This is a genomic window from Thalassospira sp. UBA848, from assembly GCF_002295455.1.
In the GTDB taxonomy this organism is placed as follows: Bacteria; Pseudomonadota; Alphaproteobacteria; order Rhodospirillales; family Thalassospiraceae; genus Thalassospira.
The window spans coordinates 1-18757 of record NZ_DBGS01000066.1 but is presented as its reverse complement, the minus strand read 5'-3'; the positions used below and the strand labels follow the sequence as shown (position 1 = coordinate 18757).

Sequence of the window (18757 nt, the reverse complement as noted above, 5' to 3'; positions counted from 1 at the left end):
ACGGCGGAAAGGACACTCCATGCATGTCATGCTGATGACCTATGGGACGCGCGGCGATGTGCAGCCCTTTGTCGCGCTGGGACGTGGACTGATCGACAAGGGGCATCAGGTCACCGTCGCCGCCCCGGAACGCTTTGCCGGTTTTATCACCGATCATGATCTTGAATTCGCAGCCCTGAGTAATGCGCTGATTGCGCTTACGGATGATCCACAATTTGCCGATGCGTCTGATCCCAAGGCATCGGCCGTGGCGAAGCTGACATCGTTGTTTGCCATCAGCAAAAAGGCGCGCGGTCTTCAGGACACACTGCTTGATGATATTTTCCGCGCCATTGATCAGGCCAAGCCCGACGTCATCGTTTTTCATCCGAAAACCTTTGGCGCGCTGCCGATTGGCAGGCATCTCGGTATCCCGGTTGTGATGGCGCAACTGATCCCGTCCTTTATCCCGACCGGCGATTGTCCGCATATGGGCGTTACTGATCTTGGGCCACGCGGGACCTTGGGTCGCTGGTATAACCGCGTAACCGGCAAGCTGATCTATAGGCTGTTGAACGCAACACTGCGTCGGCAAGTTTGCCGCTGGGCAGCACGACGCCAAAACAGGATCAATGCCAAGGGACTGGACATCCTTCAGTCTTGTAAATCCGGCACGCTGCCCATCATTCATGCCTTTAGCAATGCTGTGATCAATTGCCCCACAGACTGGCCGACACACGCAACTGTCACCGGATACTGGTTTCTGGACGGGGGCGCACAAACAAGCCTGCCTGATCCGGCAGTACAAAACTTTGTCGAACGTCACAAAAACCTGATCTATATCGGTTTCGGGTCAATGCCCGGCAATGATCCGACCGCGATGGCAGAAATGATTGCCGAGGCCGTTTCGCAAACGGGCACCCCCGACATCGCCGCGATTGTGGCGACCGGCTGGGGCGGCATGGGCGACATTGACTGGCCCTCCAACATCCTTGCGGTGTCTGAGGTTCCCCATGAATGGCTGTTCCCCAAGGTCGATATCGTCATTCACCATGGCGGGGCTGGCACCTGTGCCGCCGCCATGCGCGCCGGTCGCCCGTCGATCATCATTCCGTTTTTCGGTGATCAGCCTTTCTGGGCAAAGCGCCTGCACGGGCTTGGCGTTGCGCCGCGCCCGATCAAGCCCGCAAAACTTGATGCCGCGATGCTGGCCCGTCGGATCAAAACGGTTCTTGAAACGCCGGCCTATCGCAAAAACGCCGAACGCGTTGCAAGCAAGATCGCCGCTGAAGACGGCATCGCGAATGCCATTGCCGAAATCACGCGCGCGTCAGAGCAATAACACTTTGCGAACACTGTTAGCTGGACCGCAAACTTGACGTCTCAGGCGTTTGGCTACTCTACCATATCGGCATCAATATCATGCGCAATCGCCAGTCTGAGCGCATTGAGGATCGCGATGATATCAATGCCTTCCTGCAACAGCGCACCCGCAACAGGCGTGATGTAGCCTGCCGCCGCAAAGCCCATGGCGACGATGGAAAGCACCATGCCACCAATCACGCTTTGCAAAAGGATGCGGCGCATCGCCATGCTGATGTGAAGCAGCTCGTCAACAGTGACAAGCGATGCTTCGGGGATCACCGCACCGGCGGCATCGGCTGTCACCGCACTTTCCTTGCCAAAGGCGATACCGACCGTCGCAACGGCCAGTGCCGGAGCATCGTTGATGCCATCGCCCATGAACAGTGTTGGGGCCTTGGCGGTTTCCTCGCGGACGATGGCGACTTTCTGTTCCGGGCTTTGCGATGCAAGGCTTTCCGAAATGCCCAGCAGTTCCGAAAGATAGCTGACCTCGCTTTCCCGGTCGCCCGAAAGCAACATCACCTTTTTGAAATGATGGATGTCACCCAGATGGCCGACGAAGCTTTCGCCTTCGGCGCGCGGCGTATCGCGGAAGCGAAAGGTCGCGCCATATTTTCCATCAACCAGCACCACGCATTCCAGCCCCGCTGCACTTTCGGGCAGAAGCCCGGCGATCTCGGGGTCGGATTTCATCAGCTTGTTGCGGTGGGTGACGGCAACTTCATGGCCATCGACCTGCCCGCTCAATCCCTGCCCCGGCTTTTCCGAGGCATGACTGACTTCATCAAGTGGCAGGTTGCGGTCGCGTGCTGCCACCAAAACCGCCGATGCCAATGGGTGCTTGGAATAGCGTTCCAGACTGGCGGCAAGCCTCAGGACAAGGTTGCCATCCATATCGGGCCCGGCCAACACCTCCACCAGTTCCGGTCGGCCATAAGTCAGCGTGCCGGTCTTATCGAAAATCGCGGTTTGGCAGGTCGGCAACCGTTCCAGCACCGTCGGGTCACGGATGACGATGCCGCGCCGGGCAGCGATTGAAATCGCACTCATCACCGTGATCGGAATGGCAATCAAAAGCGGACAGGGTGTCGCCACCACAAGGACCGCCAGAAAACGCGATGAATCGTCACTCAGATACCCGACCAAGATCGCAAACAAAAGCGCCGCCGGGGCAAACCACGCGCCGATCTGGTCACCAAGACGGCGAATGCGCGGGCGTTTTTGTTCGGCCTCGGCCATGACATCCATGATCTGGGCGTAACGGGAATCGCGCGCGCGCTTTTCCGCCCGGATGATCAGGACCGCCTCGCCATTGATCGCCCCCGACAGCACATTGGTGCCCGGTGCCTTGGCCACCACATAGGGCTCCCCGGTCAGATAGCTTTCATCCATGCTGCCATGACCATCAATGACCGTGCCATCAACCGGGGCGGTTTCATGCGGGAAGACCGCGATCAGATCGCCAATGTCGATCTCGTCAATCGCGATATCAGTGACCTCGCCATCTTCGGATTTGCGATGGGCGACACTGGGCATGCGCTTGGCCAGGGCATTCAGGGCCGAGGACGCCTTGCGCATGGCAAAGCCTTCAAGAACCTGCCCCCCGGTCAGCATCAATATGATCAGGCTGGCGGCAAGATATTCCGCCAGCACCACACCGGTAACAAAGGCAATCGCGGCCAGAAAATCAGCGCCCATTTCCCGACGCAGAAGCTTGATTGCAAGCTGCGCCAGAATGGGCAGTCCACCAAGGGCAAACAGCGCAAAAAGCGGCAGATCAGCCGTGCGCTGTCCCCAGACCATCTCGGGCCCGATAAACATCAGGATAAAATGCCCTGCCATGGCAAGCAGGGTGAAGATCAGGACGGCACGGTTAAGGGTCGGGGACGACAGGGCATCATCCCACCGTTCAAGTCCCCCGGCCAGACCGCCAACAGGTGTGGCGTTTGCCATGCCTTATCCCTCTGTTTGCCAAGCGCGGTTTTAGCTTCGTGCGACTTTGCCCATCGCCATCGACACCATCAGATAGCTAAACCCGGAAGATAACAGGATAATGCCAAGCAACAAACCAATCGCCCAACTTGCCGAACTAGGCAATTCGGCAAAGATCAGAATACCGGCAAGTACTGAAATCCCGCCAGATACCATCATCCATTTCCATCCCGGAAACTGTTTCAGCCACATCGCCATCAGCGCCTCAAAAACGCCGTGCAGGATGAAGGCAATGGCAAGCAACACCGTAAGGGTCACGACCCCGCCCATCGGGAAGAAGGCCAACCATCCCCCAATCACGCCAAAGACAAGCCCCTGAATGATATCAAGACTGCGTCGCGTCGGGGTATCTGCATTCCACGCGCCATAAAAATGCCCAACCGCCCCGATAAGGAACAGCCAGCCAATCACAGATTTGAACGCAATCGTCGTGGCAAGGGGAAAGGCCACCGCCAGCACGCCAAGGATCAACATGATGACCCCGACTGTGCGCAACCGTTTGCGCCCCTTATCCAGCAAACCGCGCATTTCCGGCGTACCGTCATTAACGATCAAGGTCATGGTAGGGTGCTCCTGACTTCTGTGGATCGCGGCAATATCAACCTGAAATTGCTGCAAATTATAGCCCATCTAACGTCTGTCGAATAGGACAAGTTCCCAAGGGGGTGATCTTAGCCGCAAGCCTTCGCCGCCGTGATCAGGCGTTCTGCCACCGCACGCACAGCCGGGCGCTGGTCATAGGCCGGCTGCACCAAAAACGTCGCAAGCGGGCTTCGAACCGGCGCGAAAGGCAGCATGATCAGGTCGTGATTTCCAATTGCCATGCGCGCAAACGGCAAGCGCGCCAAAATCACACCAAGCCCCGCATCCGCCGCAGACAGCCCGACACTGTAATCCTCAAACCGGCGATCAGTTGGCTTGGGCCGATACTTGACCCCATGTTCGGCCAACCAGTGCCGCCAGCCGGTCGCGTCGCTGTCATTTAAAAGCGGAAGGTTGGCAATTGCATCTGCATCAAGGCCTTGCGGATCGTGCCCGTCCAGAAGCTTGGGCGAAATCAGCGGCACCAGATCATCAGCAAACAACAAGCTTGATTTGGTGCCCGACCATTGTCCCTTGCCACAGCGAATGGCGATGTCGGTCTGCCCGCCATCGAAATCGGCCAGCCGTTCGGTAATCTCGAGTTCAAGCCGCACATTCAGATCACGCTCGATCTCTGGCACAAGCTTAAGAAACCAGATCCGGGCATAGGATGGTAGCAGGCTTATTTTGATGACATCCGGTCCACGGCGTTGCCGCCAGGGCTGCGCACCTTGTGATAAAAGATCAATCGCCGCCTGTGTTTCGCGCAAAAACCGTTGTCCATCGGGCGTCGGACGCACCCCGCGGCCATAACGTTCAAACAGATCGTAGCCAAGCCATTGTTCGACCTGCGCAACATGGCGGCTTATCACGCTATGCGTCACACCCATTTCACTGGCGGCGGCCGAAAACGACCCGTTGCGCGCCGCGGCCATCACCGCGGGCAACAGCGCAAGAGGCGGAAGGGAAAGGTCATTGCTGTGCACCATATGCACATCTGATCCCCAAGCTATGTTCTATGTCAACACTCATGATCGCGCTATCAGCAAGACAGAAAACAAATTCATTCGCATAGAACGAGGGGAATGCTGATGTTCTCACAAGCCACTTTGGGCCTTGCCTGTGCCCTGATTACGGTTCTGTCCTGGGCGGCGGCCTTTCCGTTGATCGGGGTTGCGCTTTCGGGGCTTGATCCCCTGCCACTTGCCGCAGTGCGCTTTACACTGGCGGCCTGTCCGGCTGTGATCTGGCTTGCGATAAAACGCCCAGAGATGCCCAAGCTGGTTGATCTTGCACGGCTTGGATTGGGCGGCGCGCTTGGCATCAGCATCTATAACTGGTTGCTTAATACCGGGCAGCAAACGGTATCACCGGGGGCGGCAAGCTTTATCATCAATACATTGCCAATCTGGACGGCGATGCTCGCGACAGTGTTTTTGCGCGACCGGTTCGGGATTGGTGCCTGGATCGCCACAGCAGTGAGTTTTTCCGGTGTGATCCTGATCGCCGTTGGTCAACCCGGCCCGATGCGTTTTGGCAATGGCAGTTCGTTGATCTTGTTGGCATCCATGCTGTCAGCCACCTATTTCGTTCTGGTGCGTGGGGTGATCGCGCGATATGGCCCGGCGACCTGCACCTGCTGGACGCTGATAACGGGTGCGTTGTGGCTAACCCCGTGGTTGCCCGACGGGATGGCGCAAATCGGTGTGGCGTCGGTTTCGGTGATTTTGGCGGTGTTGTTCCTTGGTCTTGTTTCCGCATCACTTGGCTATGCCACCTGGAGCATTGCAATCGGCCATTTCGGCCCGGCATCGGCAGCAAACTTTTTGTATCTGGTGCCACCCATCGCCGTTCTGCTGGCATGGACTCTAAGCGGTATTACGCCCGACATCCTGACCCTGATCGGCGGCGCCGTCGCAATAACCGGTGTGGTTATGTTGCGCATTTCCATGGCAAGATCGGCCCGCAAGGCAACAGCGTAACCAAGGGTGTGCCGGGCATGGCCCGGCATATCAGAACGATTATAAAGAAAAACTGATAACTGGTTCACAATTCGATGCTTTGACATGGGGGTTTCAAGGGTCTATCAAATTCCAGACCTTATCCAATCTGGATGGAAACCCGTGTATTTCACACCGCTCAACAGCTTGGTTGCACGACGCACCCTGTCACTTTGTGTGGCTTGGCTCTTGCTGGTCAACGCGCTGTTTTTCGGGTTCATGCACGCGCCTGTCGCGCTTGAAACAGTGCCGACGTCGAACACGGAAGTTTCCCAGACCTTTGTCCCGCTCATTATCTGTACTGCAAATGGCATCAAAACCATTTCGGTGCCAGCCGACCTTGCCGCAGATCGCACTGCTAATCCGCACAGTTCCGACGCCTTCGATGGCTTTCAGTGCGCCAGTTGCGGCCTTGGCAACCATGTGGTCGGCATGCCGGTAGAACCTGAATTGCCGCTGATCCATCGCATCCGGTTGTCTAATCAGGTCACCGCCCTTCATATTACGGCACGTCTGCACGATTTCTGCCCGATTGCCGCATCTCCGCGCGCACCGCCGGTCACCATCTGATCGGAATTCCAAGCACCGCTTTGCCAGTGCCTTGATGGCAACTTGACGCCACAACTGTATCTGACGGACGTGGTTCTATCCGATCATCATCCCATGCTAGCCGGTAAAACCGGCAACTTCCGGGACATCCCGGCTCACAGACTGGTGTCGATACGCGACGACGTTGCCGCGTATCAGAAAATTTGCCAATGGGAGCCCCCCATGAACAAAGACGACGCCTTGCACGTATTGGAAAAACTTGCCGAACCAACCGTCCTGTCATTGCCGTCCGATGCCAGCATCGGACATCACAGCGAGGACCATACATACATCTACATTGTTCAAACCGGACTGGCCCTGCGGTGCAGATACACCAGACAAGGCGAAAGACAGGTTTGTCGGGTCTATCGCCCCGGCGATCCGATCGGCCTTGAAATGCTGGCCGTAACCGACCCGACGCTGGTGATCGAAACCATCGCGCCCTCGGTGATCAAGCGCATCCCGATACAACGGATCCGCCTTGCCCAGCAAAATGATCCGGGCATTCAGGCGGCAGTCACGTCGCTTTTGGCAAGCGAGGTCATGGATGGTCAGCAACTCAAGATCAGCTTTGGCACCGGTTCGGCCATGCGCCGGATTTGCCGGTTCCTGCTGTGGTCTGCACACAATGATCTGGTGTCACTGCCCAACCGCGAGAAGCTTGGCAATATCGTTGCAACAACCACCGAAACGGCCAGCCGCATGATCGCCAACCTCAAGCGCGAAGGCGCAATTGTGCGCAACCCGCGCATGCCCTCTACCATGCGCATTGACCGTGACAAGCTCTGCAAGGTGGCGGGCGATCCGCCACAACAATCGGCGGCCTAAACCAGCCGTCGACGCAAAGAAAAAGGCGCATCACGAATTCTCGTGGTGCGCCTTTTTTGATCCATCAATCGGAATGTGCCGGTGGGTCGGTTTACGTCTGAGCCACCGGGAACCGTACCGGCAGACTAAGGTTTTCCTTAAGCAAGGCCTCCATTTCGGTGGCGCTGATCGGCCTGCTGAAATAGAAGCCCTGAACTTCATCGACGCCTTCGGACGCAATATGTTCAAGCTGGGTCTTGGTTTCGATACCTTCGACATTGATCGCCATACCAAACGACCTGGCCAGGAACACAACCGCACGCACGATGGCGGCATTCCCGTCGGAACTGTCGATATCAATGATAAACGACCGGTCGATCTTGATCTTGTCCACCGGGAACCGTTTGAGATAGGCCAGCGACGAATACCCGGTGCCGAAATCGTCAATGGCAATCCGGATGCCCTGATTTCGCAGGATGCCAAGCGTGATGGCGGCTTCGCGTGGATTGTCCATCACGGCCCCTTCGGTCACCTCGAACTGCAACTGATGGGGATCAAGTTCAGTGCGCGAAAGCACTTCACCGACACTTTCAATCAGGTCTTCGTGGCGGGCGAGTTCAAGCGGCGAAAGATTGACCGATATGGTCAATTGGCCGTAGCCGGCATCGCGCCATGCCTTGGTCTGTTCGCAGGCACGTTTCAGCACCCATTTGCCGATATCGGCAATGATGCCCATGCGTTCGGCTACCGGGATAAAATCGACCGGGCTGACCTGACCGCGTGACGGGTTAAACCACCGCACCAGTGCTTCCATGCCAATGATACGTTGGCCGCCAATATCAATGATCGGCTGATAGAACAGCTCCAGCTCGTCATTTTCAATTGCGTGACTAAGGTCGCGCTCCATCGCCTTGCGTTCCTGAACCTCGACCTGAAGTTTCGGCTCAAAGAAGTGATAGCGATTGCGACCTTCCGCCTTGGAGCAATAAAGCGCAAGGTCGGCATTGCGCAGCAGGTCCTTTTCATCGCGACCATCTTGCGGATACATGCATATCCCGACAGAGGTCGATGCCTGCACTTCGTTGCCATCTAGCATGAAACGTTCCGAAACACGCTCAATCAGCCGCTGCGCGACAAAGGTCACTTCCTCGATCGATCCCGGCTCGTGGATCAGGACGGCAAATTCGTCCCCGCCCAGACGTGCGACAACATCCTCGTTGCGCAGGCAGACGCGCATGCGTTCACCCACACCCTGTAAGAGTAGGTCGCCAATCGGATGTCCAAGGGTGTCATTGATGTCCTTGAAGTTATCAAGATCAAACATCATCAGGACAAAATGGCATCGTTCGCGTTTGCTGCGCTCCACCGCGGCGGCCAGCCGTTCCTGGAACAAGGTCCGGTTGGGCAGCCCGGTCAGGCCATCATGATGGGCAAGGAACTGAATGCGCGCTTCGCTGCGTTTGCGGTCGGTAATATCGGTAATCGATCCATCAATCAGAACAGGTCGCCCCTGCTCGTCACGGACCAGGCGGGCATTTTCCTCGACCCAGATGATCTTGCCATCCGCGCGGCGCATTTCCGTTTCAAACCCGTGCACAGACCCGTCGCGCAGCAACCGGCCGGTAATGCGCAAGCGACTGACCGGGTTCAGATAATGGAAAGACCAGTCCTGTTCTTTTGCCAGCAGATCCTCGACCGTTTCATAGCCCAGAATGGAGGCAAAGGCCGGATTGGCGGAATGCACCGGGCCAAGCGGCATACTTTGAAACAGGCCTTCTGCCGAATTTTCGAAAATGCCGCGGAATTTTTCCTCGGCATGGCGCAAGGCGCGTTCGACAGACAGTTTCTCTGTCACGTCCTGACCAATACAGATCACACCCGCAACATCGCCGTCTTCGCCAAAGTGCGCCCGCGCATTCCATTGCAACAGGCGGACTTCACCGTCCCGGCGCTTGAACGAGAAAACCTCATCCTTGATGATCTCGCCCGACAGCAAGCGCCGCACGGCCATGCGCACGCGCGCCCGGTCATCCTCAACCAGCAGGAAGTCAAAAAAGTTCTGCCCGGCGGCTTCCATCCAGGAATAACCGAATGTCCATTCGCATTCGCGGTTGTATTCCAGAATGCGTCCCTCGGCATCAAGGAACATGATCACGCTGCCAGCCGTCTGGACGAGCGCACGATATCTTTCCTGACGCCGGCGCAGGTCATATTCGGCCTGCCGGTTTTTGGTGATATCGGTCATGGTAACGCTATAACCCAGAAGAATGCCGCCCTCGCCGCGAATTTCGGTGGCATTGAGCCTTACCCAAACCTGGCTTCCATCCGCACGGCGCATTTCAATATCGCGGGCATGCACACCCTTGCCGGTTGCAAGGTCGCGACGCAGCTGAATGCGGTCGCTGTCATTGGCATAAAAGGTTTCCGGATGGCGCAGATACGACTGGGTCAATTCCCGCACCGACCCGTAATTGAACAAAGAGGCCGTTTCTTCGTTCACATTGGTAATCGTGCCTTCGGCATTGAGTTCTATGATCCCGTGCACGGCATGTTCAAGGGCACGTCGATAGCTTTCCTCGCGGGTGTGCTCCTGCCCGAACAGCACCAGACAGCCCGACGTATCAAGCGTGATATATTGCCACTGGAAGAAACGCTGTCCGTAATGCACGGTGCGCGTGTTATCGGAATTGAACTGTGGGCCATCCTCGCCCACCAGCGCACGCTGATCACGCGGGTGGGTCAGGTCAAGCGGCGATGCAAGGCCCATTTCAAGGGCAAGCTGCTCTGCCGCGCAGTTTGCACTGCGCAGTTTGCCGTTGTTTTCGACAAGCAAAACCGGCTGGGGTGAAATAAGCGACCCGATGCCCGAAAAGAAATTCGCCTTGATCTTTGTGAACCGGATAAAGGTCTGATGTCCGATCGTCAGCTTCCACCCAAGGAAGACGCGCTTGTTATCATGCAACTCGCATTCGACATGATGGTAACCGCCGTTATCGCGCAGCTGCTCTGCCAGTTCGTCAAGCGGTTCGCGCAGGGCGTCATTGACATCCAAAGACAGCCATTCACCAGCTGACAGGTTGCGATCAAATGCTTCACACCACGCATCATTTACCAAAATTCGTCCTTCGTCTGGATCATATGCTCCAGACGGCAAACACAGATGGCTGATCAACGCCGCCAACGTATTGACGGAATTGATTGCGTTGATGTCTCCCATAGCGGCTTTATTCATCATGTTTGTTGTCGCTGCGCGACCATAACTGCTACCCCATGCAGTGCAAAGCCAAAATTTCCCCCATCACAACCGATTACCGCAATCATTCTGCTTGTGATTTTGTCACGGCATCCGTTTTTGTTTTCAGGATCGCGCATGCCACTTTTCGCAGCTTTCAATACCCGCACGACCGACGACAACACAATGACGACGATTTCACTACATATTCCTTAAAATCCCTGAAATTTCATCGCTTAACTGTTGCCCATGGATGCTTATCGGCATACCATCGGCTGGCTCGGTGGTTTTCACACTGCCCGGACAGGATCGTCAGATGTCTGGATGAACAGCATTTCAGAGAACCGCTCAGAAAAGGAGCAGCCAACGTGATTTCGCATCAGGACGCCTTGATCTACACAATGGTTATGGTTTCGGCCGCCGATAACGATATTACCGATGCCGAACTTTCTGCCATGGGCCGTCGGGTCCGTTATCTTCCGATTTTTGCCGGATTTGACAATGAAGGTGTGACCAGCGTTGCACGCGATTGCGCAAAGCTGCTTGGCGAAGAAGACGGCATGGACCGCGCGCTTGATTTGATCCGCGATGCCCTGCCGCGCAAATTGCGCGAAACGGCTTATGTCTTTGCCTGTGAAATCGTCCTGTCCGATAGTGAAATCAGCCAGGAAGAACTGCGCATTCTTGAATTGCTGCGCCACCGGCTTGACCTTGACCGGCTGGTTGGATCGGCCATCGAACGCGCCATGGCTGCGCGCTATGTCCGGCCCGGCGATTTCTGATTTCTCGGCGTTGTTTGCGGCGTGATCCCACGCATCCTCGCTGCAGAAAGAGTATTTACTTCAGCATTCCAACAATGTGTTGGGCCTGTATGAACAAATTTGTGGAACCCGAAGCGCATTTTGGGCGTTGCGCCCTCAAATCGCTGCTTATGTAAAAGCCACAATGTGATATGGCCTAGCCAACAAAATTTGCCGGTTTCGGGCCCATGGGCGCGGACCGGTTTCGCGTCGCCAGTTCAGATATAGCTACCGTCACACAAAGGGACCGCTGTCATGACCGCTCTTTCCGGGGAAAACATTGCCTTCATCGGACTTGGATTGATGGGGCGTCCGATGGCGCTCAATCTTGAAAAGGCCGGTGCGGTTCTGACCGTCAACACCCGCAATCCCGAAACACTCAATGCCTTCGAAGACCTTGGCATTGCGACTGCCGGCACCCCGGCTGACGCCACGGCTGAGGCCGACATCGTGATCATCTGTGTTGCCAATACGGTGGCCCTCGAAAACGTGCTTCTGGGCGAGGACGGCATCATTGACGGCATCGAGGAAGGCACCATCGTGATTGACATGGGCACCACGTCGGTCGAGGCGACCCGTCGTTTTGCCGATGCGGTCGAGGATGCCGGTGGCACATGGATCGATGCCCCGGTATCGGGTGGCACCCATGGCGCTGAAAGCGGCACACTGTCGATCATGGTCGGCGCAGCCAAAGAAGATTTTGACCGTGTTCATCGCATTTTTGATGTGCTGGGTTCACGCGTTACCCATGTCGGTGATGTCAGCTGCGGCCAGATCGCCAAGGCGGCAAACCAGATGATTGTCGGCATCACCATTGGTGCGGTTGCAGAGGCGTTTTCGATGGCCGACGAAGCCGATGTCGATCTTGAAAAACTGCGCTCGGCACTGACGGGGGGCTTCGCAGATTCCGCCATCTTGCAAAAGCACGGCGAACGCATGATCGAACGCAATTTCGAGCCGGGTGGCAAGGTCGTCACCCAGCGCAAGGACCTGTTTCAGGCGCTTGAGTTTTCCGAAGGGGAACTGGGCGTCGAACTGCCAATCACCCGCCTTGCCATGGAGCTTTATGACGAGCTGATCGACATGGGCGATGGCGATCTGGACCATTCAGCATTGATCAAAGTTTATGAAGAAGACTGACCCTGAACACGTCGAACTGGTATCGGTTCTGACCTGTCCGGAATGTGGACATGTTGAAAGCGAAACCATGCCGACCGATGCCTGCCAGTATTTTTATGACTGCAAGGGATGTGGTGCGGTTTTGCGCCCCAAGCCCGGTGATTGCTGTGTTTTCTGCTCTTATGGCACCGTCCCCTGCCCGCCAATCCAGTTGCATGGTCGCGGCTCGGACGGAAGTTGTTGCGGACATACCAACTAGGCTGCCCGCAAGATCACGCGACAATACCCGGCTTGTGACTGCCGATCCGGTACAGATAAAGGCGGTCGTTCCCGGTTTTCATTGGTACCTCGCCAAAGGCCTGCCAGCCGGGGATGGCAAAGGCACGTGATAGAACAACGCCCCCGCTCGCCATACGTTGCGAAAGCACATCGCCGATATCCTCCATCGCACGGGGATCGACAAAACAGACCACAACATCCCCCGGATCACGATCAAGGGATCGATAATCTGCACGGATGAAATCAAGATTGGGCGTCGCCGCCAGAATGCTGCGCATACGGCTGATGGCATAGGGAATTGGCGACAGCTCGATACCGGTTACTTTGATATCTGGTCGCGCACGGGCAATCGCCAGCGCCATATCCCCCCAACCGGACCCGAAATCCGTCACGGCCCTGGTGTCGTTGGGAATATAGGCGATGATTTCGTTCGCCGCCTTTGCCGATGTTGGCATCGGAACGGCACGCAGACGGATTGCATAAACCAAGATCAACGCCAAAATAACCCCAACAAGGGCGAGTACGGATAAATCGGTCATCAGCCATCCAGATATGTTAGGGTCACAGGCGCAGTCACATGACCACCCGGCAGTCGTGCCACAGGCTTGCATATACCGCAAGTCGCGTTACAAGTCCCCGCAACCGATGCCACTTACAAAAGATACAACCATGAGCCACGAAGAAATCGACAGCCGCGTTACAGAGCTCGAAATACAGCTTTCCCATATGGAAACAGTCGTCAGCGACCTGTCTGACATGATCAAATCCCAATGGGACCGCATTGATGTGCTTGAACGTCACAACAAATTAATGTCGTCTGATATTAAACGCATGATTGATTTCCTGCGTACAGCACCCGAAGACGACGCACCGCCACCGCATTATTAATGGCGGACCGGGTCTGTCGATTTCCGCCGCCATTCAGCGCAACTGTGAGACCGATGTGACCAACCTTTATCTCGACATTCCGACGTTTGACGACTTCGCCAAGGTCCTTGATGGCACGGTGTACCATGCCCTGCCAGATGACTGGTGGGTGGGCACGTCTGATATTGTCGGTTCGACCAAGGCGGTCGAGGCCGGTCGTTTCAAGGATGTCAACATGGTCGGGGCCTCGGTCATTTGCGCGGTCAGCAACGCGCTTGGCCATTCGGATTATCCGTTCCTGTTTGGCGGCGATGGCGCAAGTTTTGCCTGCCCGCCCGACAAGATTGACGCTGTGCGCAATGCCATGGCGACCACCGCCACCTGGGCGGCGGAGACACTGGACCTTGAGCTTCGCGTCGGTCTGGTTCAGATCGCCGATATCCGTTCGGCAAATCGCGATGTGCGCGTTGCCCGATATGCGGTATCCGATCCGGTATCCTATGCAATGTTCGCAGGTGGCGGCATGCAATGGGCCGAAGATCAGATGAAACACGGCCAAAATCTGATCGCGCCTGCCCCATCCGGCCATCGCCCGGACCTGACCGGGCTGTCATGCCGCTGGTCCCCGATCCGCGCAGATGGCACCGATGTCATCCTGTCGATCATTGTCGCCCCGTGCGACAACCGGGCGCGGTTTGATTCCACGGTCAACGATCTTCTGGCCATACTTGATGACAGCCCGCGCAAAAGCAGCCCGATCCCCGCAAGCGGCCCCGGCGTCGCCTTCCCGCCGCCCGGTCTGCATCTTGAGGCAGAGGCGACCAAACATAACGAAGGCGGCTATGTCAAAGCATGGCTCAAGGCGTTTTATATCGCACTGATCGCTGTGATCCTGATGAAAACCGGCTGGAAACTGGGCGCGTTTGATCCACGGCGCTATCGCGATTACACGGGCTACAACACTGATTTCCGTAAATTCGGTGATGGCCTGTGGATGACGGTCAATTGCAGCAAGGCACGCGCCGAAGAAGTCGAAGCCCACCTGCGTGCGGCCGAGCTTCAGGGCGACATTTACTATGGCACCCATCGCCAACGAACAGCGATCATGACCTGCATCGTACCGTCCATCACAAGCGATGCACACTTCCATTTCCTTGATGGCGGCGAAGGCGGCTATACGGCGGCGGCAACCGCGTTCAAGGCAAAAAGGAAAAGCGGTCAAAGCATCGCCAACGCATAAAATGCACCAAGTGTTGCCAGACAATACATTCATTGCATGAACCGGGGCATGGCCATCACCCTCTGATCTCGACCTCTGATCTCGACGGCATCATCGACAAGGTTGGCGACCTCGTGATCAATGCTGGTAAAATATCCAGCATTGACTATGCAGAAATGTTATCAGCATCATAACGCGAATGAATTGGACGCATGCCACCAGCGCGTTCAATATCATTACAAACAATAGAAAAACGCCGCCGGAGAAAACGTTATGAGCCCCACGCGCATGGCGCTGTTACGCGCCACCAGATGGTTTCCCTGGATCGTCCTTTTATGTGGCGGTCTTGTTTTGTCGCTCAATCTTGGTGTGCGCCAGTCACTCGGGCTTTTCATTCCCGACATGCTCAATGACACCGGCTGGACTGCTTCGACCTTTGGTCTGGCCTTTGCCATCCAGAACCTGATGTGGGGTGTTTCCGCCCCGATTGCCGGGGCAATTGCCGATCGTTTTGGTACCACGCGCACGCTGATAGGCGGCGCTGCGATCTATGCTGCTGGCCTTTATATGATGGGCACGTCAAGTTCGCCCGGTGAGTTGCACTTGACGGCGGGCTTCCTGATCGGGACCGGTGTCGGGACGACCAGCTTCCCGGTGATCCTTGCCGCGATCAGTCGTGTTTTCTCGCCCGAACGGCGCAGCTTTGCCCTTGGCATCGCATCAGCCGGTGGCTCGGTCGGGCAGTTTGTCATGGCCCCGACGGCACAGATGCTTAATGGCTCGTTTGGCTATGTCACGACACTAATGATTTTGGCCGCCATCGCCATGCTGATGGTCCCGGCCGCCTTTGCGCTGACCGGCAAGGCCGAAGGCAACAGCCCGACGGCGGCACCTGATCTTGGCCCGCAAGGCCTTATGGCTGCCTTCCATGAAGCCCGCAAACATCGCGGCTTCATGTTGCTCAATGCCGGGTTCTTTGTGTGTGGCTTCCACGTGGCCGTGGTCACCACCCACCTGCCAACCTTTACCGCCCTTTGTGGTCTGCCAAGTTCGGTTGCTGCCGAAGGTCTGGCATTGATTGGCCTGTTTAATATCTTTGGCACACTGACCGCAGGCTGGGCTGGCGGGCGGTTTAGCAAGAAGTACGGCCTGTCGTTTATTTACGGCATGCGTGCGGTGGTCATTCTGGTCTTTATCTTTGCGCCCAAAACATCCGAGACCATCTTGCTGTTCTCCGCCACACTCGGTGCGCTGTGGCTGTCGACCGTGCCATTGACCAGTGGCCTGATCGCACAGGTCTTCGGGCCACGTTACATGGCCACCCTGTTTGGCATTGTCATGCTGTCCCACCAGATCGGTGCCTTCTTTGGTGCCTGGATGGGCGGGATTGTCTATGACATGACCGGCAATTTCGATGCTGTCTGGTGGGTCTCGGTCGCGCTTGGCATCTTTGCCGCCCTTGTTCATATGCCCATTGATGACAAGGAACTGCGCAGCACTGCCAAGGCGTAAGTTCCCACGTATAAGATCCATTCAAAGCAGCGTCCGTTACCAAGCGGGCGCTGCTTTTTTTGACCTCTTTTCCAAGCATCTGCTTTGCGCTAAAACGCAGATCATGGACAGACCGATTTACATCACCCCCGAAGGGCTAGACGCCCTTAAATCCGAACTCGACCACCTTTGGAAAAAGGAACGGCCCGAAGTCGTGGCTGTTGTCCACTGGGCGGCGGGCAATGGCGACCGTTCGGAGAACGGGGATTACATCTATGGCAAAAAGCGCCTGCGCGAAATTGATCGCCGTGTGCGTTATCTGCGCAAGCGGATCGAAGATGCCCATGTTGTCCGTGCTGATGAACAACCCGATCATACCCATGTCTTCTTTGGCGCGCAGGTCACCTACGTCAATGCCCGTGACGAGGAAAAGACCATCCGCATTGTCGGCGAAGACGAAGCTGATAGCCTGAATGGCAAGATCAGCTGGATTTCGCCTGTGGCACGCGCCCTGATGAAATCGGGTGTCGGCGATGTCGTCACCGTTCGCACACCGTCGGGCGAGGATGAGCTTGAAATCCTTGAGATCAGCTACCCCGGCTAATCATCAAGAACCGTGCGAAGAACGGCCAAAACCGCGGTCGATTTGAATAACATATTGATATCATATACACTTGCCCCATTCAGGACAGATGGAGAGCAAGCTTATGGGGACCGAAAACCCACTTTTGACGCGCGCCTATGCCCTGGCCGGGGACCGCGATGATATCCGCGCGGTATATGCCGATTGGGCCGAAAGCTATGACGATGACACCCTGATTGGTATGGGCTATGTCGCCCCGGCAATTGCCGCGGAAACACTGGCATCCGAAATCAGCTCATCGGACCGGGTGCTTGATGCCGGGTGTGGCACCGGACTGGTTGGCAAGGAACTGCACGAACAGTGCGAACCCACGATTGACGGCGTCGACCTGAGTGCTGACATGCTGATAAAGGCGCGCCAAAAGGGCGTTTATGACGCACTTGAAACCGCCGATCTGACCCAAAAGCTTGATATCAAGGATGATGCCTATGACGGTGTCATCAGTGTCGGCGTGTTTACATCGGGCCATGTCGGCCCAAGTGCTATGAATGAACTGGTGCGCGTGATCAAACCCGGCGCACCGGCTGTCATCACGGTTCATGAAAAGGTCTGGGACAAGGACGGCTATGCGGAGCATCTTGAGCAGATGGAACAGGACGGCATCGCCAAAATCCGCGAAATCCGCGAGGCCCCCTATCACCAAAAAGAAGGCTATTCCTGCAAGCTTTGCATTCTTGAAGCGGCCTGAGCGCGCTCATCCTACATCCGGCTTTTAACCCGCCGTGTTGGCTCGGCGATCAGGGGATCGTCGGGCCAGTAATGTTTGGGATAGCGTCCCTTCATCTCGGCCTTCACCTGCGCATAGGACCCGTTCCAGAACCCGATCAGGTCACTTGTCACCTGAATGGGCCGTTGTGCGGGGGATAACAGATGCAAGGTCACCGCGACCTTGCCATTCGCCACCTTTGGCGTTTCGGTGGCACCAAACATTTCCTGCATGCGCACCGGCAAAGCGGGTGTTTCACCGCTATAATCAATGCGGATGTTTGATCCGGTCGGCACTTGCCAATGGGTGGGGGCCAAACGATCCATTTCCTGTCGCTGGTTCCAGTCAATCCCGGCAAGCAACGCCTCAGACAGGTTGATCTGTTTAAGCTGGCCTCGTTTGGTAATGCCGCCGAGATAGGGTGCGATCCAGTCTTCGAGTGATCCCAGAAGGCCGTCATCCGAAACATCGGGCCAGACATCGCCTTCCACCCGATGAAGAAACGCCAGCCTTGCGCGCAAGCCTTCTGATGCCTTGTCCCATGGCAGGCAATGCAGGCCGAGTTTGCGGATGCCCTCGATCATGGCCGCTGTAATCGCATCGGGATCGGCTTCGTCATGGGTGGCTTTTTCATCCAACACCAGTGCGCCAATCCGGCGTTGCCAGCGGGCGGCAACCGCATCGCTTTGCGCATCCCAGAAGACTTCCGTGCCCTCGGAAATCTGATCGGCAAAATGGGTTTCAAGGGTGGCACGCGCCACCGGGGCCGCAAGGTAAATCCTGGCCTCGCGCGCCTGCCCGTCCAGTTCGGCCACCGCGATATAGGGCTCCGACGCCAAGCTGTCTTCATTGGGTAAAACGCCACCGCGCCCGCCCGACAGGCGATAGCGCGCATCCGCCCCCTTGCGCCGCTCGCCGATCCGGTCGGGATAGGCAAAGGCGAGTAGTAAGCCAACCTCATCGGCCCGATCCACCCGCGCGGTATCGGGTTTTGCCAACCCGCCCTGCTTTGCAGCATCGCGCAAACGGCGGGCAAGTTGTTTGGCGGCCTCCGATATCATTTTGGGCGCCCGGCCCTTGATGATCGC

At 56.6% G+C, this 18757-nt stretch carries 18 protein-coding genes; 12 read left to right on the top strand and 6 right to left on the bottom strand.

Annotated elements, in window-relative coordinates; genetic code table 11:
- Nucleotides 1-19: 19 nt before the first annotated feature.
- Nucleotides 20-1321, top strand: coding sequence for a glycosyltransferase (locus tag B2R48_RS09185; protein ID WP_296999491.1), 1302 nt, complete (start codon nucleotides 20-22; stop codon nucleotides 1319-1321).
- A 53-nt stretch (nucleotides 1322-1374) separates the two neighbouring features.
- Here the strand turns inward: B2R48_RS09185 and B2R48_RS09180 are convergent, their stop codons facing one another.
- The 3 genes from B2R48_RS09180 to B2R48_RS09170 form a co-directional block, all read right to left on the bottom strand.
- Complete coding sequence (locus tag B2R48_RS09180) at nucleotides 1375-3297, bottom strand: heavy metal translocating P-type ATPase (protein WP_296999490.1); 1923 nt, start codon at nucleotides 3295-3297, stop codon at nucleotides 1375-1377.
- A 30-nt stretch (nucleotides 3298-3327) separates the two neighbouring features.
- Nucleotides 3328-3897 carry an HdeD family acid-resistance protein gene (locus B2R48_RS09175; RefSeq protein WP_296999489.1) on the bottom strand — a complete coding sequence of 190 codons (570 nt, stop codon included), beginning with the start codon at nucleotides 3895-3897 and terminating at the stop codon, nucleotides 3328-3330.
- A gap of 110 nt (nucleotides 3898-4007) precedes the next feature.
- Entirely contained in the window at nucleotides 4008-4907 is a 900-nt protein-coding gene (locus tag B2R48_RS09170) for a LysR substrate-binding domain-containing protein (RefSeq protein ID WP_296999488.1), read from the bottom strand.
- A 102-nt stretch (nucleotides 4908-5009) separates the two neighbouring features.
- On the opposite strand from B2R48_RS09170, the gene B2R48_RS09165 reads away from it, so the two are divergent.
- The 3 genes from B2R48_RS09165 (at nucleotide 5010) to B2R48_RS09155 (ending at nucleotide 7334) form a co-directional block, all read left to right on the top strand.
- Nucleotides 5010-5900 (top strand): DMT family transporter, encoded by an 891-nt coding sequence (locus B2R48_RS09165; RefSeq protein WP_296999485.1) that lies wholly within the window; start codon nucleotides 5010-5012, stop codon nucleotides 5898-5900.
- A 141-nt stretch (nucleotides 5901-6041) separates the two neighbouring features.
- Complete coding sequence (locus B2R48_RS09160) at nucleotides 6042-6488, top strand: DUF2946 family protein (RefSeq protein WP_296999483.1); 447 nt, start codon at nucleotides 6042-6044, stop codon at nucleotides 6486-6488.
- Between the two features lie 201 nt (nucleotides 6489-6689).
- Nucleotides 6690-7334 (top strand): Crp/Fnr family transcriptional regulator, encoded by a 645-nt coding sequence (locus B2R48_RS09155; protein ID WP_296999481.1) that lies wholly within the window; start codon nucleotides 6690-6692, stop codon nucleotides 7332-7334.
- A gap of 91 nt (nucleotides 7335-7425) precedes the next feature.
- Here B2R48_RS09155 and B2R48_RS09150 read toward each other — a convergent pair whose 3' ends face one another.
- Complete coding sequence (locus tag B2R48_RS09150) at nucleotides 7426-10548, bottom strand: sensor domain-containing protein (RefSeq protein ID WP_296999479.1); 3123 nt, start codon at nucleotides 10546-10548, stop codon at nucleotides 7426-7428.
- A gap of 365 nt (nucleotides 10549-10913) precedes the next feature.
- Between B2R48_RS09150 and B2R48_RS09145 the strand changes: the two genes are divergently transcribed.
- The 3 genes from B2R48_RS09145 to B2R48_RS09135 all read left to right on the top strand — a co-directional run bounded on the left by B2R48_RS09145 (nucleotide 10914) and on the right by B2R48_RS09135 (nucleotide 12723).
- Nucleotides 10914-11327, top strand: coding sequence for a tellurite resistance TerB family protein (locus B2R48_RS09145; RefSeq protein WP_213474684.1), 414 nt, complete (start codon nucleotides 10914-10916; stop codon nucleotides 11325-11327).
- A 273-nt stretch (nucleotides 11328-11600) separates the two neighbouring features.
- Nucleotides 11601-12485 (top strand): NAD(P)-dependent oxidoreductase, encoded by an 885-nt coding sequence (locus B2R48_RS09140; RefSeq protein ID WP_062955585.1) that lies wholly within the window; start codon nucleotides 11601-11603, stop codon nucleotides 12483-12485.
- A complete protein-coding gene (locus tag B2R48_RS09135; protein ID WP_296999477.1) occupies nucleotides 12472-12723 on the top strand; it encodes a GDCCVxC domain-containing (seleno)protein in 252 nt (83 codons plus the stop codon). Before B2R48_RS09140 ends, B2R48_RS09135 begins: the two co-directional genes overlap by 14 nt.
- A 13-nt stretch (nucleotides 12724-12736) precedes the next feature.
- Here B2R48_RS09135 and B2R48_RS09130 read toward each other — a convergent pair whose 3' ends face one another.
- Nucleotides 12737-13282, bottom strand: coding sequence for a class I SAM-dependent methyltransferase (locus tag B2R48_RS09130; RefSeq protein WP_296999474.1), 546 nt, complete (start codon nucleotides 13280-13282; stop codon nucleotides 12737-12739).
- A gap of 130 nt (nucleotides 13283-13412) precedes the next feature.
- Here B2R48_RS09130 and B2R48_RS09125 point away from each other — a divergent pair, with 130 nt between their 5' ends.
- From B2R48_RS09125 to B2R48_RS09105, 5 genes are all read left to right on the top strand, one after another.
- Nucleotides 13413-13631, top strand: coding sequence for a SlyX family protein (locus B2R48_RS09125; protein ID WP_062955715.1), 219 nt, complete (start codon nucleotides 13413-13415; stop codon nucleotides 13629-13631).
- A 55-nt stretch (nucleotides 13632-13686) separates the two neighbouring features.
- Nucleotides 13687-14850, top strand: coding sequence for a DUF3095 domain-containing protein (locus tag B2R48_RS09120; protein ID WP_296999472.1), 1164 nt, complete (start codon nucleotides 13687-13689; stop codon nucleotides 14848-14850).
- Nucleotides 14851-15102: 252 nt separating this feature from the next.
- Nucleotides 15103-16341, top strand: coding sequence for an MFS transporter (locus tag B2R48_RS09115; protein WP_296999471.1), 1239 nt, complete (start codon nucleotides 15103-15105; stop codon nucleotides 16339-16341).
- 103 nt (nucleotides 16342-16444) lie between these two features.
- On the top strand, nucleotides 16445-16924 hold the full coding sequence (gene greB, locus B2R48_RS09110) for a transcription elongation factor GreB (RefSeq protein WP_296999469.1): 480 nt from the start codon (nucleotides 16445-16447) through the stop codon (nucleotides 16922-16924).
- Between the two features lie 103 nt (nucleotides 16925-17027).
- Nucleotides 17028-17651 (top strand): class I SAM-dependent DNA methyltransferase, encoded by a 624-nt coding sequence (locus B2R48_RS09105; RefSeq protein WP_296999467.1) that lies wholly within the window; start codon nucleotides 17028-17030, stop codon nucleotides 17649-17651.
- 11 nt (nucleotides 17652-17662) lie between these two features.
- On the opposite strand, the gene B2R48_RS09100 is transcribed toward B2R48_RS09105, so the two are convergent.
- Nucleotides 17663-18757: ATP-dependent helicase C-terminal domain-containing protein (locus B2R48_RS09100; RefSeq protein ID WP_296999466.1), on the bottom strand; the 1095-nt coding region annotated here is incomplete at its 5' end.